The following is a 22,079-nucleotide window of genomic DNA, read 5'->3' as shown; positions in this document are numbered from 1 at the left end:
GCCGAAGATGCCTTTGTCAGGTCGGGAAACACCTCCCAAAGATGAGGTTCATCATGAATACGCTCAAGGTCAGTGGTCTGGATAACGTCATGTTCGCAGAAACCCAGCTGAGTCTTGTGGATGGCGAGGCCGGGCGGCTTCTCCTGCGCGGTTATGATATTGAAAAACTCAGCGGCACTCTCACCTACAGTGAAGTCCTGCATCTTCTGTGGTGGGGACAAAGGCCCACGCCTCGGGAACGTGAGGCGCTGGAGCAGAAGCTTGGGCAGAAGCGGGTCGAGGTGTTTCCGAGGATCGCGGCTCTGCCGGATGGTCCGGAATCGAGTATGGATTTTCTCCGTTATGCTCTGGCTGCCTTTGAAGATACTGCGGACGATGCCTGGGAGCAAAGCCTGACCCTCTGCGCGGCCACGGCTGTGGCCAGTGCGGTCTGGCTACGGCGGCGTCATGAAATGAATCCTCTGCCTCCGGATGCCAGCGCCGGTCATGGTGAGGATGTGCTGCGCATGATTCAGGGGCAAAAGCCGGATGCGGCCAGGGTTCAGGCTCTGGAATCGTATCTGATAACGGTTATGGATCACGGCATGAATGCCTCCACGTTTACCGCGCGGGTTGTGGCGTCCACCGGTTCTGATATGGTTTCGGCGGTGGTGGCGGGTATCGGCGCTTTGAAAGGTCCCTTGCATGGCGGGGCGCCGGGACCGGTGCTGGACATGCTCGCCGCGGTGGGTGAACCCGATCGCGCGCGGGCCTGGCTGGAAGAGGAGCTGCAGGCGGGCCGGCGCATTATGGGCATGGGCCATCGGATTTATCGCGTGCGTGATCCACGGGCGGCGGTTTTGGAAAAAGCGATCGAACGCCTGGAACAGTCCGGCGTGAAATCCCCACGCCTCACGCTGGCTCGGGCGGTGGAAAAGGCGGCGGCCGCGCTGCTCCAGGAGCGGTATCCTGATCGTCCTCTGAAGGCCAACGTGGAATTTTACACCGCGGTTCTGCTCGATGCGATCGGTTTACCGGCGGAATTCTTTTCCGCGTGTTTTGCCATAGGACGCGTGGCCGGCTGGTGTGCGCATGTCGACGAACAAAGAAAATTTGGACGTCTGGTGCGCCCCCAGTCGCAGTATGTGGGGCCGCAGGATTTAAGTTTGGACTGAGGGTTCCAGGCGGACGCTTCACTCCAGCCAGGCCAGCCTTTCGACGATAATCGTCGGACGCGCGGGCTCACCTTTGCCTCCGGCCGGCATCAGCACGAATTCGCCGTCCGCTTCGAAGTAAAGTCCGTCCGCTTTCTGCAATTTTTCCAATTCGGCCAGTTTCACAACCAGATGAAAGGTTCCGTACTGGGTTTCCAGACTCACGCCCTGGGTCAGCGCGTCCTTGCTGTGCATCACCCCGGAAACCAGGATGGGATAGGGCACGCCGGCCAGGCATTCGCCAATCTTCTGGTTGTACACGGTGGCTTCCGGACAGCGGCACTGACCGCTGTGCCCCCAGGGATTATAATCATCGGTACAGGCCAGCGCTTCCGCTTGAACCACCCAGGCCGCCTCGGCTGCGCCGGCGATAAGCAGACTACCCATAAATACTGCTGCACGTTTCATCGAATGCCTCCTGATTTTGTTTCATTTGTGTCTACCGCTGTTTTCAGAAGGCTGTCCACAAATTCCACGTGCTTGGGTAATTTATAGCTGGTCAAAAAACGACGGCAATGCTCGCGGATGTCCTGCGGCTTGAGCCCCTTGTTGTGGGACACGACGCGGACCTTCACCGTTTCCCCGCTCACGGCATGGGGTACGCCCGTCACTTCACAGTCGAGCACATCGGGATGCAGCCGCACGACGTCCTCCACTTCATTCGGATAGACGTTGAAACCGGACACCAGAATCATGCGTTTCACCCTCCCGACGATGAACCAGTAGCCTTCCTCATCGAAGGTCGCAATGTCGCCCGTGAGCATCCAGCCATCGTGGGTCAGATGCCGGGCTGTTTCCTCCGGGTTGCGCCAGTAGCCGGACATCACCTGCGGGCCGCGGATCCAGAGTTCACCCGGAGTATGCGGCGTGTGAATGTCATGGCCCTGGGTGTCGACCAGTTTCATTTCAGTACCGGGCACCGGTTGGCCAATGCTGCCGATGTGGTTGGCTTCGGGGGGATTGAAACTGGCCACCGGCGAGGTTTCTGTCATGCCGAAGCCTTCCAGGATGGGCCGGCCGGTGACGTCCTCCCAATGCCGCGCGACCTTGGGATCGAGTTTCATGCCGCCGGCAATGGCGAAGCGTAAATGGCTGAAGTCCATGGCGCGGAAGGTGTCCATGCGCAGAAGACTATAAAAAAACGTATTCACGCCGGTGATGGCGGCAAAGGGATAGTGCAGGAGCTCGCGGATTAAGATACCCATCGCGGTGGGATCCAGAATCAGAACATTGTGCGTTCCCGCGAGCAAAGGCATACCGCAGTGTACGGTAAAGGCAAAGATATGATAGAGCGGCAAGGGAGCAATGATCGTATCCTGGCCACGCGCAATGCTGCCCCCTAAAAAGCTGAGCACCTGATGCATATTGCTGACGATATTCGCATGGGTGAGCATGGCCCCTTTCAGAACGCCGGTCGAACCCCCGGTATATTGCAGCATCAGAAGATCTTCGGGTTTCAGCTCAGGCTTGTTCCAGGGCTGCCTTTTGCCAAGCCGCAGGACCTGGTCCAGGGTCTTGTATCGCCGGCGCTCATAATCCGCCACGGCCCGTTTTCGATAGTGCAGATGAAATTGCATGCCCCAGCGCCGCCAGCGGGGTTGGAGCGTGAAAAGTTCACAGATCACCACGGTGGGGTCATGCAGTTCATGGGCGAGCATCGAAACCATGTAGGCGGCTGTCTCGGCCACAAACCAGACCTTGATATCGGCATTGACGAGCTGACGTTGGGTTTCCCGGGGGGTATAAAGGGGATTGGTATTCACCATCACGAGGCCGGCTTTGATGATCCCAAACGCAATCACCGGATAAGCCAGGACATTGGGCAGTTGAATCGCCACGCGATCGCCGGGATTCACGCCGGGCAGCGACTGGAGCCAGGCCGCGACCCGGGTGCTGAGCCGATCCATTTCACGGAAAGTCAAGGTCCGTCCGAATTGCGAATAGGCCGGTCGATCGGCGAATTCTGCGGCGGCAGCTGCAAAGCAGTCCAGCATGGTCTTTCCGGTCGGAATCGAAGCGATCGGCACGGTCCGTCCCCTTGTTTCCCGGGATTCTACCATTAGAGAACGCAGGGTTTCGAGTTTTTTCCAAGTATCTTGAACTGTGGCGTATTGTCAGTCTGCGCCCAAGAGGGCACAATAGAAGAAGCCAATTAAAGGCCTTGAACAGGAGAGGGTAGGTCTATGTCTTCTCACAAGCGGAAACTCAGCAATTTCATGCTGCAGCCTCTTTTGCAAATACGACTGGGACTTTATTCCATCCTGCTATCGCTGGCCTTCTGCCTCGCTTTGGTGGCGATATTTTATGTAAACTTCAACAAGTTCTATGATCTGGTCCTGGAGCTGACCGATCTGCGCGAGGAAGTGACGGATATCCTGAAGTCCTACGTGCGCGGCCTCATCGGTTGGGTGGCGATCGGGACCACAATCTATTTCTTTATCACCGTGGCTGTGTCCATCTTCTTTACCCACCGTTTGGTAGGACCGACCTACGCTTTCCGTCGGCACATTCGTGAGCTGAAAAATGGCAATTACGGATCCCGCGTGGTTCTCCGTAAGGGAGATGCCTTCCAGGAAGTTGCCGAGGATCTGAATGACCTGGCTGTGACGTTGGAGCAGGTGCGGCGGCGCAGCTAACAAGGGAGAACTCATGGGAGTCCCGAGTCTCGACTGGTTTGAACCCGCATTCCAGAGCGCCACCACCATTCCCCTGGCGCTCGATCGCGTCCTCTGCATCGAAGAAAGCAAAGTGCACTTCACCCGCTGTCTGCGGGTGGCTCTCTGCAATCCCGTTCCGCATGGATTGGATCGTATTGCAGCCTTGGCTCAGGATATCAAACTCCTGCAGCAGACGTTCCAGCATCGTCTGGGCATTCTTGCGATCGATCGGCCTCAGGCCTGGTTCCGGCATAGTTCCACAGCGGAACGCGGACCCTTCGCCGTGGCTGTGTTTGAAGAGCCCGTGTTCGCCCGCTTTGATGAATGTCGGGCGGTGGCCGTGCGGCATCTTCTGCCTGAACTCTGGCGCAATCGGCAGGTTTCCTGTTCGGATTATGATCCTGCGCTTTCGCTCTGGGGTCGGCTCCTGCATTTGAACCGACGGCTGGAACAAATCAATCAACTGCCGTCGCCCTTTGCCGACGTGCGCCTGGACGAGCTGCCGGAAGCGATTCCGGATGCCCTGCAATCCCCGGCGCTCAATAAGTTTGGCAGTCAGATCGCCCAAAGGATCAAGACCTGTCAGCGCGAACTCGAAAGCTGCTATGAACAGCTTTGGGCCCGATCGGAATCCTTTCTTTATGCTCTGCATATTCAGTATCTCTCGAACAAGGCTCGGCAGCAGCAACAGCAGCACCAGGACCCGGGCCGGCAGAGACGTCAGGGCGCGCGGCAGGAACCACCGCCACCTCCTCCTCCGCCGCGTTCCCAATTGCCGCCTGTGATCGGTGAGGCGCTGCGTTTCATGGAATTCAAAACGCTGCCCAGTTTCGATGATCTGCGCCAGCGCTATCGGGTGATGGCTCATGCCCTGCACCCGGATCGCGGTGGCAGTGAGGATCGATTCAAGCAGCTGACACAACATTACAAGAGACTCCTGCAGCATCTGGAAGGGACATGACACGTATCCTCCTGGGTCCGCTCCTCGTTCTCTGTGCCTGCAAAACAACTCAGCCCTCGACTGTGCGCCAAGCGCCGGTCAAACCCTCGGCTTTGATCGGCACCGCTTATGATGCGCATACCCAGGAATTCACGGGCATGAGTTGTCTGGATGTCTCCTCCCTGAATGCTGATGACTATGAAATGACAACTCAAGGCGAACTGCGGACGGAAATGAAAGATGCCGTGACGGCGGCGGAGCTGGAGAGCATTTTCGGTTTCTTTCAAAAGAGTTTTTTTGCTCCGGCCACCGGCCTGCGATTATCCCGGCCCTTTGAAGCGATCCAACGTATCCTGGCGGGAGAGCGCGATGTGGCGAAGGTGCTGCTGGTGCAGGGGCCACGCGGAACCCTGCGCTTTCACCCCGCAAGCCGCGCGAAGTTGCAGCTGACGCCTGAGGCGCAGAAGCTCGCGCAGAATATTCTGGCCGCAGGGGATACAGATCGCGCCCGACATGTGAATGCTTTTGTGCAGACCTGTGGCACCGGTTTTTTATCGGGAACCAGCTATACGCTTGGCATGGCCGCGGTGCTGCGATGGATCTACAAAAGTCCCGAGGATAAGCAGCGCCTGGGACCCCAGGTTCTGGCGCTGGATGTGGACGCCAACACGGATGATTCGATCGCCTTGGGCGCTGTGCGTCTGCGCTATGAGATTTTTCTGAAGGAGTCACGCGATATCAATGCGAGGCTCCTCAATGAAGGCCATCGGGACTGTTCTCCGGATGCTCCCGCGCCCTGTCTCGATGCGTTCCGTTTATTCAAAAATGCCACGATTCCCGCCTGGGAAAAACGGCTGAAAAAATTAACCCGACATTTTGATTGGACTCTGCCGCAGGCCTTTCTTTCGCAGCCGGAAATCATCGCTTATCATGAAGTGGAACCTGCGCTGGCCGGTATCGCACTGGAGCCCGCCGCCGCGGATGCCAAGGCCTGGTCCGAGGCTCGCGGGCGCTTTGTGGAACTTTATGTGAAGGCGCTGCGCATGATGCAGGATAAGGAACGCCAACCGCCTGCGTCCCATGAGCCGGGAAGCCGGCTGCAGGACCTTCTGCAGCAGATTTCCCAGGGGGCGGCTCCCTGCTATCGACCGCGTTTGGATCGGGAGCTTTGTCAACAGGAGGCGCAGCGCCTGGAGACAGCAGGGATGCCGGGAAAAAACGTGGACTAGAGTGAGTCTTTCACCGTCTCCAGCTTGCCTTCCTCCACGGTGACCGTGGTATTCGACAGAAAGGGCTTGTAGGCATCCGCATGCTTCAGCGCTTCGCGTTGATTGATGTTATGGATGCGCCAGCAGGAGGAAGGATGGGAGGCGAACCCGCGCGGTGGAAGCTGTCCCGAGGAGAGCAGGGTTTCGCATTCCTTATCGCTGCGACTCTGCGCCATCAGCAGGTTATGGATCGAGGCGAAGCGATCAGGGCGGAAGCCGGCACGCAGATAAAATTCATAGCCCACCTCATCCGCCTCCTGTTCCTTCCAGTTTTTGGAAGCGCCCGCGCCATCCCCGATCAGGTCATCCCGAGGGATGTCCTTCAGGGCTTTGCGCGTGTCTTCGATACTTTTGCGGATGGGAGCCAGTTCGCGATCGCTTTGATCGAGAATCTTCACAATATTCTGCCAGCCGCTGTCCCCTTCCATGGCGGCCTTGCTCTCGGGATCGAACTCAACTTCACCGCGAATGAATTCAAGGCCACTGAGCAGACTGGCCTTTTGCTCCAGACTGGGGCTGGTGGTTTGCAAAACCGTGCGTATGTCGTCGATGCTGAATGAGATGTAGGAGAGGGCAGGTATTTCTTTCAGAGTATCCAGAAATCCCATATCCGCCTTGAGGGCATCCGCCAGGGGCTGGAAATAGTCTGCCTGCTGCTTCTGAAGGTCCTCCTGCTTTTGTTTCAGCTCGGCGTTCAATTCTGTGACCTTGCTTCCTACGACCACCTTGTCATTTTCCAGATCGTAAACATGATTCATGGAAACATGAGCCAGCTCATGAGCCAGGACCGCAGCGACATCGGCATCATAGGTCACGGATTTCAGAAGTCCCGAGGTGATGTGGATTTCCCCATTGCCGATGTAGGCCACGCCATTGATTTCGGAATCCTGGTCCAGCTGCAGACAGAATTTCGACGGAGCCAGGATGCCTTGAAACGTGCCGGAATTCGCGCTCATGAGTTTGTTGAGAAGAGTTTGCATATAGCTGATCGCCGGGCTGGTGGCGTCACCCTTGGTGCAGGACGTGAGGGCTGAACGGGGTCGGGTGGTCTGGCCCAGGATATGGTCCAATGAGCTGGACTCGGGGCTTGAGGGTTGACAGGCTGCGAGGCTGAGCCAAAGGCCGGAAAAGAAAAGAACACGATGTGTGGTTTCCATAGGAAATGCCGCTCCACTAGAATTCATGTGTTTCAACTTCAGACCGGTCCAGAAGTTGAGCGCGTTATCGGCAATTTTCGGTAAAGCTTAAGAGTAAAATGCAGAATGCCTTAAGCGGCTCGACCCTGGAAGAGACGACTCAGCCATGTTCCGGCGGGCAAGCTCAGTTCATAGGCAAAGGTCCAAAGGTCCGTGGAGGATTCTTTCTCGCGAATGATGAGATGAATTTGTCCATGAATATCGCGGAGGAAGCCGCGTACGGCGTCCAGTCCCACGCCGCGACCGGAGATCAGATTGGTTTGCTTTTTGGTGCTGAAGCCGCTGGAAAATATCAGCTCCTCCACCCGGCTTTCGGTCAGCGTTTCATCCGGCTGGATCAGACCCCGGGCCACGGCCCGGCTGCGAATGGCCACGAGGTCCAGGCCCCGTCCATCGTCGCTGCAGGATATCAGCAGGCGATCATGTCGGGTATGCAACTGGACACTGATGCTGCCGAAGGGTTTTTTGCCAAGCTTCTCGCGTTCGTCTTTGCTTTCGATTCCATGATCCACGGCATTGCGGAAGAGGTGTCCCAGACAGTGGATGAGCACCTCCTCGGTGGCTCGGGGAAAGAACACGCCGTCCGCCTCGAGGTTCAGAATGGGTTTTTCCTTGCCCAGATCCTCGGCCACCTTTTGCATACTATTGAAAACATCCGAGATCACCTGATGGGCGCTGACAAAGGTCTGCGGCAAAAGCAGGTCCTCCAGATCACGCGTCGATCGCGCTTCGAGGAAATACTCTTCCAGCTGCCGACGATCGAGCATGATGTGATCGGTATGCCGATTCCAGCCGATCTTGTCCTGCAGCACGACATGATACTGGTTCAGCATCTCGCGCATGTTCGCGACGTTCTCGCGCAAGGCTGTCCAGTTCGTGTTCATCAGATTCTGCTCGGTCTCGTGGGCCAGTTCAGCGAGTTGATTCAGATCGAAGGAGCGGGCGTTGCCCTTCAGGGTGTGCAGATTGCGGAAGATAAAGCGCAGTTCGTCCGATACGGCCGATTCCAAATGAGCCACTGGGGATTCGATCTGATCCAGCAGAGTTTGCGAGGCTTTCAAGAAGCGGGCAAAGCGCTCGGGCGTTTGCGTGAAAATGATCTGAATGAGATGCATTTCCTCCTGACTGCGTGCCGCCTCGGTTTGCAGTTCACGGAAGCGTGTCACGTCACGCGCGGTCACCAGAATTTTCTGGGTGATCCCGGCCTCATCCAGAATCGGAGCCCAGGAGAGTTCCAGGATGCACGGGCTATCGCGGGAGATGAGGCTTGCCTCCTGGGGCAGGTTCGCGGCATTCAGATCAAAACAGGCTTCATCCTCCCCGATCGCCAGTTCCAGAATGGAAAGCAGAGTCTGTTTCTGGTCAGATCCGAACCGGCATTTATCGAGGAAGGTGGAGCGGAACGTGCGGCCGCCGATTTGGGTTTCATTCAGCAGATGTTCCAGATGCGCGGAATATTCCCGGTTGAGGCGCAGCTCGCGGCCTTCGATCATGAAGATGCCCTGCTGGATGTGGCCCAGAATGGAGCGAATTTCCATGGTCTTTTCCTCGACGATGGCCTCCACCTTATGGACGTGATCCTGCAGTTGGGTGTTCAGGTTTTGAATGTCATCGAGCAGCCTCGCCTGCGTGGCAATGGTCTGCGCCTGTTCACTGCGATAACGGTAGGCTAGAACCGCCACCATGCAGCCGAACATGAAGGTCACTCCCAGAGGAAGCATTTGCACCAAGGGCGAGTAGATGAGGTAACGCAAGAAATCATGGAGGCCTGATAGCGAAACCGCCACGCTGCCGAGGATCAGATAGCGTGCTTCCTTGTTCTTGCGAAATGAGGCGATGACCATGCGCGGAATAATAACGATGAGTGGCATGACGAGCACATGCAGGATCGGCAGGAGATACCAGAAATGGATCAGGTTGGCGAAGTGGCAGAAATAGGCGAGAGCCGCGAGGCTCCAGATGCTTCGTGTGGTGAACACGACCACGCGAGAGTTATCCTGCAGGACGGTGGTGAAAAACGTGAAAAGGGCCGGCACGGCGATATAGAGGCCGCAGAGATCCAAGGTCAGCCAGAGCTCGGGTGGCACGCCAGTAAAGGGTTTGATCAGGGAATCCTGATTGAAGATGGTCCAGGTTGCGGCGCAAAAGGTCAGAACGCCGAAGTGGAAGAAGATATCGAAACGTCGCCTTTGTGCGGCGATGGTGAGGCAGATGATGGCCAGAGCGCCAAAGGCTCCGGAAAGGAGAGTGAAGATGATGGAATTTTGCCACTGCCGGGCGTAAACATGAGCATTCGATTGAATCGTGGGGTACAGCGTTCGCGTCATATAGCTGATCATGTAATGCGTGCGATAGCGCAGCTCCTTGCCGGAGTGCTCGGGTTTCAGAGGAATGTAATGCCAGCGCTGCGATGTTCCGCTCGACCAGGCTCCTGAGAAATCACCGTAGGAGTATACCGGGGTGCCATCGATATAAACTTCGAGGGCTTCGAGGCCGTTGACGAAAAAAAGCCCCTGATCGTGGGTCTCGATTTGGGGCAGGGTCTGTTTCAGCCAAACGATGCGGTTGAAACCAAAGGGTACGGCCGCGCCCGTATATTCGTGCCAGCCCTGCTGTCCGCTTGCGTCCTCGGTGAGCTGCCAGGCTTGGAAGAATGCGGGGGCTTGCGTCTGGCCGTAGGAAGTTTTGCCAAAACTGAAAAAGCCTATGAAAAATACCCAAATCCACCGGGCTGGCATGGATGCTCCTGAAAATGAAGTCATTCCAAAATGCTAGCCCAGTGCGGCGCTCTATGCAAGGAAAGGACGGAGGGTAAGCGTCCGTCGCCCTTCGAAAAATCGCGGGGGCGGCCGGGAGTAGACCCACCGTCGCCCTTCGAAAAATCGTGGGGGCGGGCGGGGGGTGACCCTCCGCCGGCTTTCAGGTGGACGGACGCTGAGTCCTTATCAACAAGGGCGCCAGGTCAGGCCAAAGACCTGTGTGATCTGGCCATCAACGGAGTCATTGGTGATAAAACCGCGGGCATCCGGAAAATTCCGTTTGTTGCTGTTGCTCACCCGAATTTTGGTGTTGAGGTTCAAAGCGCGGCTGACGCCACAGGGGGACCAGACCGTGGAGCTGATGCCCACGCTGTCGGAGTACACGTAATCGCTTTCATAGGGCCCGTTCATGATCGATTCGAAACGGCTGGTGCGACCCTGGCCTTCGAAGGAATAGTCCACCGAATGTTCCGCCTTGATGCCTTCGTCCAGTTGCATGAAGCCGCGATAGTAAAAGTCAGCCACTGAATACTGCCAGCCCGCAGGGATATGCAAGGTCACCGTTGCAATACAGTTCTTGCGGCCTTGAGCGAGGCTCACATCGGGACCAGCTTCGGCAAAAAATTCCGAGAAGGTCAAGGTAAAGGCCTGCTTGTCATCCGACACGTTTTGCGCCACGGTGCCGAATGGACAACCGGAACCATTGTACTGAATGTTTTCGATGGTGATCGGCTCAGATGGAACCAGCACGGGGACGCCATCCAGCGGATCCACAGGAGTTCTCTCTTCTGCAAACGCGTGACCAGAAAGCAGAGTTAACGCAACGAGCCAATGACATTTTCCAACGATCATTTCCAACCTCATTTAATGGATGTGGAGTCATTTCCTGAACCCATATTGCTATGCTTGAGTTCGATGAACAAGGTAATTGCTTGCGATAAGGGGGTTTTGGTGTAAAGATTCTGTTCTGTCAGCAAAGGAACAGCTGGCAAGGGTTTCAGGCTAAGATTTGCTAAGATGATTCGCGTGAATTTCGGTGCTATATTCGGGTTTCCAGTTGTTCAAGGAGGGAAACATGAGTTATCAAATCGAGCAGTATCGGCAAAATTATCGGGACCAGGTGATTCCACGTCATTACTCAGGCGTGCTGCATCTGACGTTCACACTGACCAGTCTTTCCGCCACTGCCATCTTTTTATTCAGCCGTGTGCAGCAACCGGGTTGGCTGGATCTACTTTTGATTCCTCTGATGCTTCTGCTTGGCGAGCTGGCGGTCTATGGAATCCACAAATTTCCGCTGCATCGGCCCATGCGCCTCGTCTCCCGTTTCACTTTCAAAATTCACAGCCTGCAGCATCACCGCTTTTTTACAGATGCCTGCGTGACCTGGCGCGACACCCGCGATTTTCACATCATGCTCTTTCCGCCCTTTGCGATCATCGGCTATATCCTGGTGGGGGCGCCCCTTTTGTACGGAATTTTCTGGGCCCTGATGGGCCCGAATGCAGGGTGGATCGGGGCCGGCATGGGGGCCGTCTATTTTTTACTCTATGAACTCGTGCATTTCTGTTCGCATCTGCCCGAGGATCACTGGGTGATGCGCATCGGCTGGATGCGCTATCAGCGGGAATTTCACCGCCTGCACCATGATCCCCGGTATATGGCCAGTCATAATTTTGGTGTGGTGTACCCGCTTTGGGACTTTGTTTTCAAATCGGCCGTTAAACCTGCGCCGGCAAGCCTGTCCCGTCTGACCACGTCAAAGGTTCGATAACAGCCAGTTAGAGGGTGTTGAAAAGGCCTCTCAGGCAAGGCGCGAGTGAGGCGAGCACCGGAGTGTACACGCTGGTACATGAGGAGCAGAGCTGACCGAGCAACGCAGAATGAGGGGCCTTTTCAACACCCTCTAGGCGGCGGTTCCGGCCCGGGCCGCCGTGAGGAGCCGACATGGAGGGCTGAGCTGTGTCGGAATTGCTGCGAAAGTCCCGAAAATACTTGACCAAAGCACTCAAGAAAACCCATATTTTGCTTGCGACGCCCGGATTCGTTCGCTAAATCAGGGGTCTCAGTCCCAATACCGATCTGGCCTTGCGGCCTGATCCCATAGAGGATGTAGCATTTTGAGAGCAGAATTTCCGATATTCGCAGCTCATCCAGGGCTTGTGTACCTGGACAGTGCGGCGACCAGTCAAAAGCCTCAGATCGTGATCGATCGGATGAATCGCTACTATGGTGCCGAGAACGCCAACGTTCATCGCGGTGTTTACGAATTGTCCGAGTCAGCCACCCGTGCCTTTGAAGGAGCCCGGGAGCTGGTGGCGACCGCCATTAACGCGGCGCTCACGGAAACCATCTTCACCCGAGGCACCACCGAAGCCATCAATCTCGTGGCCCAATCGCTTGGCCAGCTTGTGCTTCAGCCCGGCGATGAAATCCTTTTGACCATTGCTGAACATCATTCCAACATCGTGCCCTGGCAAATCGTGGCGGATCGTCACGGAGCCAAGGTCCGTTTTATTCCTTTGAACAAGGACCGGCGCCTGGATATGCAGGCAGCCGCGCACCTTGTGAACCCACGCACCAAGATCATCGCGTTTGCCCATATTTCCAATGTGCTGGGCATTGAACATCCCGTGCGGGAACTGGTTGCCCTCGCAAAGTCGGTGGGCGCCCTGACCGTGATTGATGGGGCGCAGGGTATCGCGCATCTGCCTGTGGATGTGAAGGCCCTGGACTGCGATTTTTATGCGTTCAGTGGGCACAAGGTTTTTGGTCCCACCGGCATCGGCGTTCTTTATGGACGGCAGAGCCTTCTGGAACGCATGCCGCCGTATCAAGGCGGTGGGGATATGATCGAGCGGGTGAGCGTCACCGGTTCGACCTGGAATGTGCTGCCGAGCAAGTTTGAAGCCGGCACGCCGAACATTGCAGGTGCGGTGGGGCTTGGCGCTGCCTTTGAGTTTGTGAAAACCCTGGATCAGGGCCGGATTCTGGCCCATGATCGTTCGCTCGGCATGACGCTGGTGGACGAGCTGAAGCGTCACTTCCCCAAGGTTCAATTGATGATTGAGCCAGGACCGGATTGGATCGGGCTCGTGACCCTCGCCCATGCTTCCATTCATCCGCATGACCTCGCCGCCATCTGTGACAGCGAGCAGGTTTGCATCCGGGCCGGCCATCACTGTGCGCAGCCTTTGATGGAACTCTTCGGAGTGCCAGCGACCGCGCGCGTGGCGCCGTTTCTGTATAACGATGAGAATGATATCGACCGCTTCGTGGCTGCCTTGCACAAAGCGGAAAAACTTTTCGCCTGAGCGGGTGGATGAAGAAGTCACAGGACCCTGAATTTAAAGCGGTCATCATTGATCACTACAAGAAACCGCGTTTCTTTGGAAAGCCGGAGAGGGTGTGGTATGCGGCTGAAGAGCACAATCGCACCTGTGGGGATCATGTTGAGGTGTTTTTAACGGATGGGGCGGAACCGGGCCGCCGCAGTCTTCAGTTCACGGGAGCCGGCTGCTCCCTCTGCATTGCCAGCGCCTCGCTGATGAGCATGCTCCTGCAAAATGTTTCCGCGGCCGAGGCTGGCGTCTGTCTGGATCAGTTTCAAAAGGTCAGCAAGGAAGGCGTCGAGCCGAGCGCTGAAACCGTCTGGCAGATCTTTGATGGGCTGCGTGATTATCCAGTGCGTTCGCGTTGTGTGCGTCTGCCGTGGCAGGCCCTGGAAAAAATTCTGGCCAGTTGGTCTCAGGACGAGGCGGCTCAGGTATGAAGGAATGGATTGCGGTGGGCGCGCTTCTGGACATGCCCGAAAATGAAATCATACCCTTCTCGCATCTTTCGGAAGATTATATTTTGATTCGGCGTGGTGATTCCGTTTCAGCTTTTGTTGATCTCTGTTCCCACCAGGCGATCAAGCTCTCGGAGTTTGGTGAGATTCAGCAGGGTGTTCTGGTTTGTCATGCGCACGGTGCCGCCTTTGATTGTCATGATGGACGGGAGCTTTGCTTTCCTGCGACCGAGCCTTTGCAGAGTCGACCCACACGGATAACCGCGGGACAGGTGGAAGTGCAAATCTAATTGTTATGGACCAGTCTGTCGCTTTTCGCTTCTGAATATTTCTCAATCGTTTCATAGGCATACCTAAAGTAAAAATTCAGTTTGGCTGGGCTGGAAGAATAAGCCCGGCTTATCTTCGTGTATTTGCAGGCGGAAACTTCCCTCATTTAGCTTCCTTGATCCAACACCGAAAAGGCTTTTGTCCCCTTTCACTCATTAGAGGTTGAGGCAAGCCATTCAATTCGATGGGAAAGGGGCGTTATGAAGGCTCTGCAACGATTCAGTCAGGTTGTAATTGCAACCACCTCCCTTTTGTTCAGCGCGACAGTTATGGCAACGTCCATAGTCCAGCTGGAACCAGCGACGAAGGCTATTACCGTAGATGTCGACAAAGGCAAGGTTGACAACGAGGGAACCAAGCTTCAGGTTCATGGCTCCCGCCACAAACTTAAAGCCACTTATCTTTGGTTTGATTTGAGCCGCTTCTCGAACTCTGAAGAGATCGAGTCGGCCACGATCGGACTGTATCCTCATAACACGTCTGGCGACGGCACGATTTACGTCGTGAAAGCTTCGTCGGAGTGGACCTACCGCAACAATAACTGGTCGTGGGATGATGACCGTGACATGCTCGATCATTCGAACTGGGAATGGCGGGCAATTGCAGCGGTTTCCGTCGATCGCCATTCCAAGAGGATGATTGAGATTCCGATCACGAAATATGTGAAGGAAGCGATCGCTTCCAAGCGGAACCCTGGTTTGATTCTTGTTACCAACGATGATCTATCTATGCAATTCAACGAAGAGAGCGAGTATGGACTTGCGCCAGGTGCTTACCTTTCGCAAATGACGAAAGTTCCCCTGTTGAAAGTGAAGCATGATTTCCGATTGAGCCATCTGTGGGAGAAGTGGGGTAAGGGCGTCCCCGGTCCTCAGGGACCGCAAGGTCCTGCCGGTCCTGCCGGTCCCGTCGGTCCGCAAGGTCCCAAGGGTGACAAAGGCGATCAAGGTGATACTGGTCCCAAGGGTGCCACTGGCCCCACGGGTATGCCCGGTCCTCAAGGCCCTCAGGGTTTGAAAGGGGACAAGGGTGATAAAGGTGACAAAGGTGAGATCGGTGCGGTTGGTCCGCAGGGTCTGAAAGGTGATAAGGGCGATAAGGGTGATGTCGGCCCTGCTGGTCCCAAAGGTGACAAGGGTGATGTCGGCCCTGCTGGTCCCAAAGGTGACAAGGGTGATGTCGGCCCTGCTGGTCCCAAAGGTGACAAGGGTGATGTCGGCCCTGCTGGTCCCAAAGGTGACAAGGGTGATGTCGGCCCTGCTGGTCCCAAAGGTGACAAGGGTGATGTCGGCCCTGCTGGTCCCAAAGGTGACAAAGGTGAGACTGGTCCCACGGGTATCCCTGGTGTTCAGGGTCCTCAGGGTCTGAAAGGTGATAAAGGCGACAAGGGTGATGTTGGTCCCCAAGGTCCCAAAGGTGAGATCGGTGCTCAAGGTCTGAAAGGTGATAAGGGCGACAAAGGTGACGTCGGCCCAGCCGGTCCTCAAGGTCCCAAAGGTGAGATCGGTGCGACCGGTCCACAGGGTTTGAAAGGTGATAAGGGCGACAAAGGTGATGTCGGCCCAGCCGGTCCTCAAGGTCCCAAAGGTGAGATCGGTGCTACGGGTCCACAAGGCTTGAAAGGTGAGATCGGTGCTACGGGTCCACAAGGCTTGAAAGGTGATAAGGGCGACAAAGGTGAAGTCGGCCCAGCCGGTCCTCAGGGTCAGATTGGTGAAACTGGTCCTCAAGGTCCCAAGGGAGATATAGGTCCTGCTGGTCCTCAAGGCGCACAAGGTCTTGCGGGTGAAGCTGGTCCCAAAGGTGATATGGGTCCACAAGGACCAAAAGGTGACAAAGGCGATAAGGGTGACCAGGGTGAAGTTGGTCCTGTCGGTCCTCAAGGTCCACAGGGTGAAACTGGTCCACAGGGTGTAGCAGGTGAAATGGGTCCACAAGGTCCCAAAGGCGATAAGGGTGACCAGGGTGAAGTTGGTCCTGTCGGTCCTCAAGGTCCACAGGGTGAAACTGGTCCGCAAGGTGTAGCTGGTGAAATGGGTCCAGTTGGTCCTGCTGGTCCTCAAGGTCCACAAGGTGAAACTGGTCCACAAGGTATAGCTGGTGAAATGGGTCCAGTTGGTCCCCAGGGTCCAAAAGGTGACCAAGGTGAAGTTGGTCCTGCTGGTCCACAGGGTGAAACTGGTCCTGCTGGTCCTCAAGGCCTTAAAGGTGAAACTGGTCCACAAGGTGTAGCTGGTGAAATGGGTCCAGTTGGTCCCCAGGGTCCAAAAGGTGACCAGGGTGAAGTTGGTCCTGCTGGTCCTCAAGGCCCACAAGGTGAAACTGGTCCACAGGGTGTAGCTGGTGAAATGGGTCCAGTTGGTCCCCAGGGTCCAAAAGGTGACCAGGGTGAAGTTGGTCCTGTTGGTCCTCAAGGCCCACAAGGTGAAACTGGTCCACAGGGTGTAGCTGGTGAAATGGGTCCAGTTGGTCCCCAGGGTCCAAAAGGTGACCAGGGTGAAGTTGGTCCTGTTGGTCCACAAGGGCCCAAAGGTGATCAGGGTGAAGTGGGTCCTGTCGGCCCGCAAGGTCCACAAGGTCTCGCTGGTCCACAGGGTGAAGTAGGTCCAATCGGTCCGCAAGGCCCACAAGGACTTGCTGGTCCACAGGGTCCAAAAGGTGATCAAGGTGACGTGGGTCCTGCTGGTCCCAAAGGCGATCAAGGTGAAATGGGTCCAGCCGGTCCTCAGGGTCCACAAGGTGTGGCTGGTGATGTTGGTCCCATTGGTCCTGCTGGTCCCAAAGGTGACAAAGGCGATAAGGGTGATCAGGGGGAAGCCGGTCCTCAGGGTCTTGCAGGCGAAGTTGGTCCTGCTGGTCCTCAAGGTCCACAAGGTGAAGCTGGTCTTCAGGGCCCACAAGGTGAAGCCGGTCCCAAAGGCGACAAGGGTGATGTCGGTCCTGCAGGTCCTCAGGGTGTAGCTGGTGAAGTTGGTCCTGTTGGCCCTGCTGGTCCTCAGGGTCCCAAGGGTGATGTCGGTCCTGCAGGTCCTCAGGGTGTAGCTGGTGAAGTTGGTCCTGCTGGTCCCGCTGGTCCTCAGGGTCCAAAAGGTGACAAAGGTGATAAAGGTGAGCCTGGTAAGGATAGTATTACCAAGGTCGGGAGTGGTAACCCTCCCATCCCAGCTTGCACCCCAACAACAGCAGGAATGATTGTATACGCGGTAGGAGACGGCATTAGTTCTACATCTGCTTTCAAGGGTTGTGTGTGTAATGGTGCATGCGCCTGGCAGGTGCTTACTAAATAAGAGTGGGAGAAATTTCGATGAGAGCTGCAAACCATGTGTTAACCGGTGTGATCATGTCTAGTCTCTTCCTGACATCTTGTGGGAAGAAAGAAAGTAAGGAAAATGACCTTTCTGCTCTGACTACTGTGGTGGCAACGCCCACCGATCTTCCAACGTGTTCGGTTGAAGAGATGTCCCGCGTGTATTGGGTCGAAGAGCAATCAAAACTTTATGTTTGTAATGGAACGTCATTCGTCGAAATCACGGGATCAAAAGGTGACCAAGGGGAAAAAGGCGACCAGGGTGAAAAGGGTGAAAAGGGCGAAAAGGGCGAAATTGGTGAAGCAGGATCGCCTGCAAATTCGGGGATTTGGATTTTTGATAAGAACAGCAAAAGCATAGGTGTCTTGATGGAAGCCTCGCTTGGTCTCGTTCTCTTTCCAAATGGTGGTTTTGCCCGAATCAACTTGCAAACTGGTGAGTACGTGTTGCCAGCAATGTATAGCAGCGGCGTGATAATGGAAATCGATAGGGTTTTTGTGTGTGCTTATACTGATACAACCTGTAGCGGTACCTGCTACGTAAATAGACCCCTTCCCGGCGGAACTATTTTGCGAACATCAGAATCCGGATATGTTATTACCCAAGGTACAGAGACTTTGGAGTCGGGCGTAGTCATGAAGTCGCTTCGCGCCGCAGACGCTACATGTACCGTCTTGGGTGCAGACACTCCACTCGATGCCTACGCAATAACAAAATCTTATAGTTTTCCGGACAGCGTTTCGTTGCCACTTCAAGTCCCACTTTCATATGGCTTCAAAACCGAAGATTAACACCCAAGCTCTCACGAAATCACAAACCCCGCTGCGAGGCGGGGTTTCTTGTTCCCGTCACGCCCGGGAATCCTACGCATCACTCCACCTCTTCCACAAACTCAGACGCTTCTTTCACCAGCATCATCTCCTTCAAGCCAGGAATTGGACGAAGGCGACTGGGACTCAACGAGCTCACGCGCTTGGTAAAACATTGAATTGCCTAACGGGCCCCCCGGGCTTGCCGTGAAGCCGTCCCCATATTCCCTCCCAACCCTTGGGGATTGTGTCATCCGATAAGACTTGTGGCATCATTGAAATTGAGGCCAGGTTGAATCGGCTTATGAGGACAATGTCATGCAAAACGCTGAAAAGATTCGGGTCAGGATAAAGCTGTGGGCGGATCCGGCTCAAACCGCCGTTCGTGGTGAGACGCTACGTCGACTTTCAGCTCTTGCCGGCTTCACAGCAAAGGCCATGGCGCGGGAACTGGATGTCAATCGATCGACCCTCTATCAGGAAAAGGTTCGGATTCCCCAGAAAATTCAACAAAGGCTGAGGGAGCTGACCCGTGTGATCGATAATGCTTTCGTTCTCTTTGAAGGCGATGAAAAAGCGGTCATGGAATGGCTTTTTTCGCCAAGCCGTAGATTCTATAACATGACGCCATTTTCCCTTGTGATGGGCGGAAACGGCTCCACCGTCTACGAATTTCAAGAGAACCTGATCAATGACTCGGAAACCTTCAAATCGATCTAAGATCAAGATCAGCTCCAACGTCTCTTTTGAAAAAATTGCAGAGTTTTCTGAGAAGGACTGGAACCGATTCCAGGCCGAATGCATGCATACGCTTCCCGTCAACGGCCGATCCCTCAGGAGAGGGGCTGAACTTTTGCTTCTATGTGAAAGACGATGAAGAAGCAAAGTCAATATTCGCTGTGGAGCGATATGAACTGCCGTAGATTCCTGACGGCCTGGATCAACACTTTCCATCACCTGTCACCCGCCTGCGTCAGACTTTGACTGCTCTTGCGTTATTTCCCATGCAATGCTACCAATCTTCACGACAGGCTGCCTGTTCATAAACTCGACGCTTTACAAGGCTGGTGACGGAATTCCGGTCAATCTCCAAGCCGACACGTGAATTTTTTTCCTGAAACCAAAGCCTTGGGCAAGGAACGATTCGTGGATTGCGGTAAATCCAGAATCGGGCCGACGCCATGGAGCGTCATCGAACTGAGGAGCGAATCATGTTGAAGATTCAGGTACTGAAATGCGGCTTGTTATTGTTTGGACCCATTCTGATAGCCTCCTGCGGTCTCGCGGACAGGAGTCAAACGAAAGCCCTTGAGGCCAATGACGAAAGCAAAATTGATACCAATACCCTGACGGTTGAACTCCAACCGCGATCAGGTGTATCAGGACGGCAACGGATTAATTTCGCAGTTCCTTTGCTTCCAGGGCAGCTGAAAGATGCTGCGTTGGTTCAGGTTCTTCATAATGACGTCGAGCTGCCCACGGCCCGTCACTCGCTTGCCCTCTATCCGGATGGAAGCATCCGCAGTGTGCAGATACAGTTCGAACTAGAAATCAGTGAAAAAACCTCGGTGATCGTCCACATCGGCAAAGCCCCAGGCACACCTGATATCACCGCCATTCCCGTCGCCGACACACTGGTGGAATCGAATGGAGCGGAAATACCCCGCGTATGGGCCACGCTCCCAGGTTCATGGTTGAGCGCCAGCGGCGCCTTAGGTCCGCTCGTGACTTCAGAGAGCGTGCGCGGGACACCGTTCGAAGCATGGGACAAGCTCTGCGATTACGCAAAATACGATGTTGATGCGTTTCAAGCCAAAAGCAGCACCGCCGACGTCTGGCTCTATGACCGCGGCACCGTCATGTACCGAGGTTATGCCCGCACCGGAAACATCGGTCCCTTGACGAGCGCCTATCGGGAAACCTCAATCTATCGCAGCGGGATTCGCGGCAGTGGATCATCCCTCACCATCGCCGTACCAGGCAAGTCCAAGGATTTGAAATACTACTATGCTCAAAACATGGCGATTCATTACCTCCTCACGGGTGATGAGCGATACCGCGAAAGCGCTGAGGATATCGCAACGAGCATCAATCTCTTGTGGAAACCCCGCTATTCAGGAGGTTTCTGGACCGAGCGCCATGCCGGCTTTCAACTTCTCGCCAATGTCTGGGCTGCTCTGGTTTCTGATGACAAGGCCGCTGAATTCACAGAACGAGCCAACGAAGATGTCGACGCCTTCCTCGCCCTGCAAAACTCAAATGACTACGGCAACAGCCAACCTGATGCCCGCTGCTTTGCGCATACCGCTGCGTCTCACGATGAGGAATATGGCTATCCGGGCTGTAGTCCCTGGATGAGCGCGATCCTCGCCGATGGCCTGGATGCCTATGCCACCGAGCTTGGAGGCAGCCGTGCTGCGGCCGTGCGGGATTCCATCGTCAAGCTCGGACGCGTGATCGCCCAACGAGGACGGGATGCCAATGGCAAGCCCTATTACTGGATGGGAATGGATAAAAAACGCGGTGAGGTCGATCCTTATAATGAACACTGGGGCGAGAGTGCCTATGTCGTGGCCATGGCCTGGCATCATGGTGGAAAGCAGGATGCCGGTCTGGAAAAAGTAGCCAGAGAGCTTGTTCAAGGTTTTTCAAACCAGGGAGAAGTCGGCCAGCTTCGCAGCTTCAACTGGCAATGCCGCAGTGCGGTGGCGACACCTTATTTCCTGAAGTAACCTACGCCCGTCTCACGGCCGTAATCGACTGCTGCGATCACAGCCGTGAGATGGCATCAGGCCACCGGCGCCATTTCCAGAAATTCACTGGCCAATAGATCGAGCATTATGGCAAACAAGTCAGGGTTAAGACCACGTGAGGGAGACCCTGATGAAGAGTTTGTGCCTGATCCCTGCTTGCCTGCTGGCTTCACTATCATTTGCCCACACGAAACCATCTTTTGACTGTCAGAACGCCCGAAGCAACGTGGAAAAAGTAATCTGCAAGGACGACGAGTTCGCCCGCTGGGATCTGATACTGGCCAAAACCTATGTCCAGAAAAAAAATGATGGTGCCTTCAAAAAGGAATACCAAAGTTGGCTGAAGGAACGGGACAGCTGCAATAATCAGACGGCCCTGGGCAACTGCTTGCGTGAGCAGTATGCGCGCATATTCGGGGCCATTTATGAAAAGCATGATGGACCCGCCGAACCTCTGTTACCGGACGCCGAATGCTTTCTTCCCATGGTGCGCGGGATGAATGGAGACGAGGGCTTTTACGCTGTGCGCGTGATTTCCCGGTATCTCAACTGCGGTAAGCTCAATATCAATCTGCAAAAAGTAGACACGGGGGCGAAATACGAAGTCAGCTTTGTCGGGAAAAGGGGGCCGACCTACTATTATCTGCTCAAGGAAACTTACGAAAAGGAGTTCTATCAGCACGAGATAGGAGTCCAATTCGCCGTGAAAGAGATCATCCACAAATATCCACCAGGAAAGTCCTTTACCCTGGTGATGTCACTGATCGAACACTAGAAGCTGTCTTATGCAGCTGCCCTGCCGATAACGTCCTGATCATCATCAAACATATGGAACGGCAGATCCATCACAAAGCGGAAAGGGCAGTAATCCGGGTTGGTCTTCCGATCCTCAAGGAGTTCAATCCTGATATCGCCTTCGCATTCCTGAATATACCGTTTGACAGCATCCATGCCGACCCCTCGGCCCGAAATGTCCGTCACCTGGTTGGCTGTTGAAAGACCGGAGTCGAATATCAAACCGGCTATCTTACTGCCATGGGCGGCATCTGCAGCCTTGAGCAGACCACGGGCCAAAC

At 55.2% G+C, this 22,079-nt stretch carries 18 protein-coding genes and 2 pseudogenes; 13 read left to right on the top strand and 7 right to left on the bottom strand.

Annotated features, from left to right (window positions below; all coding sequences use genetic code 11):
- The first annotated feature begins 53 nt into the window (after nt 1-53).
- Nucleotides 54-1,154 (top strand): citrate synthase, encoded by a 1,101-nt coding sequence (locus OLTU_RS20105; protein ID WP_218110154.1) that lies wholly within the window; start codon nt 54-56, stop codon nt 1,152-1,154.
- 18 nt (nt 1,155-1,172) lie between these two features.
- Here the strand turns inward: OLTU_RS20105 and OLTU_RS20100 are convergent, their stop codons facing one another.
- Nucleotides 1,173-1,601, bottom strand: coding sequence for a hypothetical protein (locus OLTU_RS20100; RefSeq protein WP_141734539.1), 429 nt, complete (start codon nt 1,599-1,601; stop codon nt 1,173-1,175).
- The gene (locus OLTU_RS20095) at nt 1,598-3,220 is read right to left on the bottom strand and encodes an AMP-binding protein (protein ID WP_176736792.1); all 1,623 of its coding nucleotides are present in this window, start codon (nt 3,218-3,220) and stop codon (nt 1,598-1,600) included. The genes OLTU_RS20100 and OLTU_RS20095 overlap by 4 nt, the downstream gene beginning before the upstream one ends.
- Nucleotides 3,221-3,376: 156 nt before the next feature.
- On the opposite strand from OLTU_RS20095, the gene OLTU_RS20090 reads away from it, so the two are divergent.
- Genes OLTU_RS20090 through OLTU_RS20080 form a run of 3 tightly spaced genes read left to right on the top strand, consistent with a single transcriptional unit; the run spans nt 3,377 to nt 6,019 of the window.
- On the top strand, nt 3,377-3,829 hold the full coding sequence (locus tag OLTU_RS20090; RefSeq protein ID WP_141734537.1) for a hypothetical protein: 453 nt from the start codon (nt 3,377-3,379) through the stop codon (nt 3,827-3,829).
- Nucleotides 3,830-3,842: 13 nt separating this feature from the next.
- Nucleotides 3,843-4,811, top strand: a complete 969-nt coding sequence (locus OLTU_RS20085; protein ID WP_141734536.1) for a hypothetical protein — start codon at nt 3,843-3,845, stop codon at nt 4,809-4,811.
- Nucleotides 4,808-6,019, top strand: coding sequence for a hypothetical protein (locus tag OLTU_RS20080; RefSeq protein WP_141734535.1), 1,212 nt, complete (start codon nt 4,808-4,810; stop codon nt 6,017-6,019). The genes OLTU_RS20085 and OLTU_RS20080 overlap by 4 nt, the downstream gene beginning before the upstream one ends.
- Here OLTU_RS20080 and OLTU_RS20075 read toward each other — a convergent pair.
- The 3 genes from OLTU_RS20075 to OLTU_RS20065 form a co-directional block, all read right to left on the bottom strand.
- Complete coding sequence (locus tag OLTU_RS20075) at nt 6,016-7,215, bottom strand: M48 family metalloprotease (protein ID WP_176736791.1); 1,200 nt, start codon at nt 7,213-7,215, stop codon at nt 6,016-6,018. The two genes, OLTU_RS20080 and OLTU_RS20075, sit on opposite strands and share 4 nt — an antisense overlap.
- 110 nt (nt 7,216-7,325) lie before the next feature.
- Complete coding sequence (locus tag OLTU_RS20070) at nt 7,326-9,992, bottom strand: Hpt domain-containing protein (protein ID WP_176736790.1); 2,667 nt, start codon at nt 9,990-9,992, stop codon at nt 7,326-7,328.
- Between the two features lie 207 nt (nt 9,993-10,199).
- Nucleotides 10,200-10,865 (bottom strand): DUF4360 domain-containing protein, encoded by a 666-nt coding sequence (locus tag OLTU_RS20065; RefSeq protein WP_176736789.1) that lies wholly within the window; start codon nt 10,863-10,865, stop codon nt 10,200-10,202.
- Between the two features lie 223 nt (nt 10,866-11,088).
- Here OLTU_RS20065 and OLTU_RS20060 point away from each other — a divergent pair, with 223 nt between their 5' ends.
- The 5 genes and pseudogenes from OLTU_RS20060 to OLTU_RS33255 form a co-directional block, all read left to right on the top strand.
- Nucleotides 11,089-11,787: a sterol desaturase family protein gene (locus OLTU_RS20060; protein WP_141734531.1), complete on the top strand. Its 699-nt coding sequence runs from the start codon at nt 11,089-11,091 to the stop codon at nt 11,785-11,787.
- A gap of 346 nt (nt 11,788-12,133) precedes the next feature.
- On the top strand, nt 12,134-13,327 hold the full coding sequence (locus OLTU_RS20055; protein ID WP_218110153.1) for an aminotransferase class V-fold PLP-dependent enzyme: 1,194 nt from the start codon (nt 12,134-12,136) through the stop codon (nt 13,325-13,327).
- 8 nt (nt 13,328-13,335) lie between these two features.
- The gene (locus OLTU_RS20050; RefSeq protein WP_141734529.1) at nt 13,336-13,785 is read left to right on the top strand and encodes an iron-sulfur cluster assembly scaffold protein; all 450 of its coding nucleotides are present in this window, start codon (nt 13,336-13,338) and stop codon (nt 13,783-13,785) included.
- Nucleotides 13,782-14,093, top strand: coding sequence for a Rieske (2Fe-2S) protein (locus OLTU_RS20045; protein ID WP_141734528.1), 312 nt, complete (start codon nt 13,782-13,784; stop codon nt 14,091-14,093). The genes OLTU_RS20050 and OLTU_RS20045 overlap by 4 nt, the downstream gene beginning before the upstream one ends.
- A 240-nt stretch (nt 14,094-14,333) precedes the next feature.
- A pseudogene (locus tag OLTU_RS33255) lies at nt 14,334-14,807 on the top strand (hypothetical protein); the annotation flags it as partial.
- A 48-nt stretch (nt 14,808-14,855) separates the two neighbouring features.
- On the opposite strand, the gene OLTU_RS32945 reads toward OLTU_RS33255, so the two are convergent.
- Nucleotides 14,856-16,997 (bottom strand): hypothetical protein, encoded by a 2,142-nt coding sequence (locus OLTU_RS32945; RefSeq protein ID WP_281181241.1) that lies wholly within the window; start codon nt 16,995-16,997, stop codon nt 14,856-14,858.
- 440 nt (nt 16,998-17,437) lie between these two features.
- Here OLTU_RS32945 and OLTU_RS20025 point away from each other — a divergent pair, with 440 nt between their 5' ends.
- From OLTU_RS20025 to OLTU_RS20010, 4 genes are all read left to right on the top strand, one after another.
- Nucleotides 17,438-18,232, top strand: a complete 795-nt coding sequence (locus OLTU_RS20025; protein WP_141734527.1) for a hypothetical protein — start codon at nt 17,438-17,440, stop codon at nt 18,230-18,232.
- A gap of 336 nt (nt 18,233-18,568) precedes the next feature.
- Nucleotides 18,569-18,970: a DUF2384 domain-containing protein gene (locus OLTU_RS20020; protein WP_141734526.1), complete on the top strand. Its 402-nt coding sequence runs from the start codon at nt 18,569-18,571 to the stop codon at nt 18,968-18,970.
- Between the two features lie 491 nt (nt 18,971-19,461).
- Complete coding sequence (locus OLTU_RS20015; RefSeq protein WP_141734525.1) at nt 19,462-20,982, top strand: hypothetical protein; 1,521 nt, start codon at nt 19,462-19,464, stop codon at nt 20,980-20,982.
- A gap of 247 nt (nt 20,983-21,229) precedes the next feature.
- Nucleotides 21,230-21,778, top strand: a complete 549-nt coding sequence (locus OLTU_RS20010) for a lysozyme inhibitor LprI family protein (protein ID WP_141734524.1) — start codon at nt 21,230-21,232, stop codon at nt 21,776-21,778.
- A gap of 8 nt (nt 21,779-21,786) precedes the next feature.
- Here the strand turns inward: OLTU_RS20010 and OLTU_RS32435 are convergent.
- A pseudogene (locus OLTU_RS32435) lies at nt 21,787-22,079 on the bottom strand (chemotaxis protein CheA); the annotation flags it as partial.

Source organism: Oligoflexus tunisiensis (genome assembly GCF_001748245.1).
Lineage (GTDB): Bacteria > Bdellovibrionota_B > Oligoflexia > Oligoflexales > Oligoflexaceae > Oligoflexus > Oligoflexus tunisiensis.
This window is presented reverse-complemented; position numbering and strand designations above follow the sequence as displayed.

Coding starts and splice junctions, on each gene's coding strand:
- OLTU_RS20105 (WP_218110154.1), top strand. CDS start 54: ATGAATACGCTCAAGGTCAGTGGTCTGGATAACGTCATGTTCGCAGAA.
- OLTU_RS20100 (WP_141734539.1), bottom strand. CDS start 1,601: ATGAAACGTGCAGCAGTATTTATGGGTAGTCTGCTTATCGCCGGCGCA.
- OLTU_RS20090 (WP_141734537.1), top strand. CDS start 3,377: ATGTCTTCTCACAAGCGGAAACTCAGCAATTTCATGCTGCAGCCTCTT.
- OLTU_RS20085 (WP_141734536.1), top strand. CDS start 3,843: ATGGGAGTCCCGAGTCTCGACTGGTTTGAACCCGCATTCCAGAGCGCC.
- OLTU_RS20080 (WP_141734535.1), top strand. CDS start 4,808: ATGACACGTATCCTCCTGGGTCCGCTCCTCGTTCTCTGTGCCTGCAAA.
- OLTU_RS20075 (WP_176736791.1), bottom strand. CDS start 7,215: ATGGAAACCACACATCGTGTTCTTTTCTTTTCCGGCCTTTGGCTCAGC.
- OLTU_RS20070 (WP_176736790.1), bottom strand. CDS start 9,992: ATGCCAGCCCGGTGGATTTGGGTATTTTTCATAGGCTTTTTCAGTTTT.
- OLTU_RS20065 (WP_176736789.1), bottom strand. CDS start 10,865: ATGATCGTTGGAAAATGTCATTGGCTCGTTGCGTTAACTCTGCTTTCT.
- OLTU_RS20060 (WP_141734531.1), top strand. CDS start 11,089: ATGAGTTATCAAATCGAGCAGTATCGGCAAAATTATCGGGACCAGGTG.
- OLTU_RS20050 (WP_141734529.1), top strand. CDS start 13,336: ATGAAGAAGTCACAGGACCCTGAATTTAAAGCGGTCATCATTGATCAC.
- OLTU_RS20045 (WP_141734528.1), top strand. CDS start 13,782: ATGAAGGAATGGATTGCGGTGGGCGCGCTTCTGGACATGCCCGAAAAT.
- OLTU_RS20025 (WP_141734527.1), top strand. CDS start 17,438: ATGAGAGCTGCAAACCATGTGTTAACCGGTGTGATCATGTCTAGTCTC.
- OLTU_RS20020 (WP_141734526.1), top strand. CDS start 18,569: ATGCAAAACGCTGAAAAGATTCGGGTCAGGATAAAGCTGTGGGCGGAT.
- OLTU_RS20015 (WP_141734525.1), top strand. CDS start 19,462: ATGTTGAAGATTCAGGTACTGAAATGCGGCTTGTTATTGTTTGGACCC.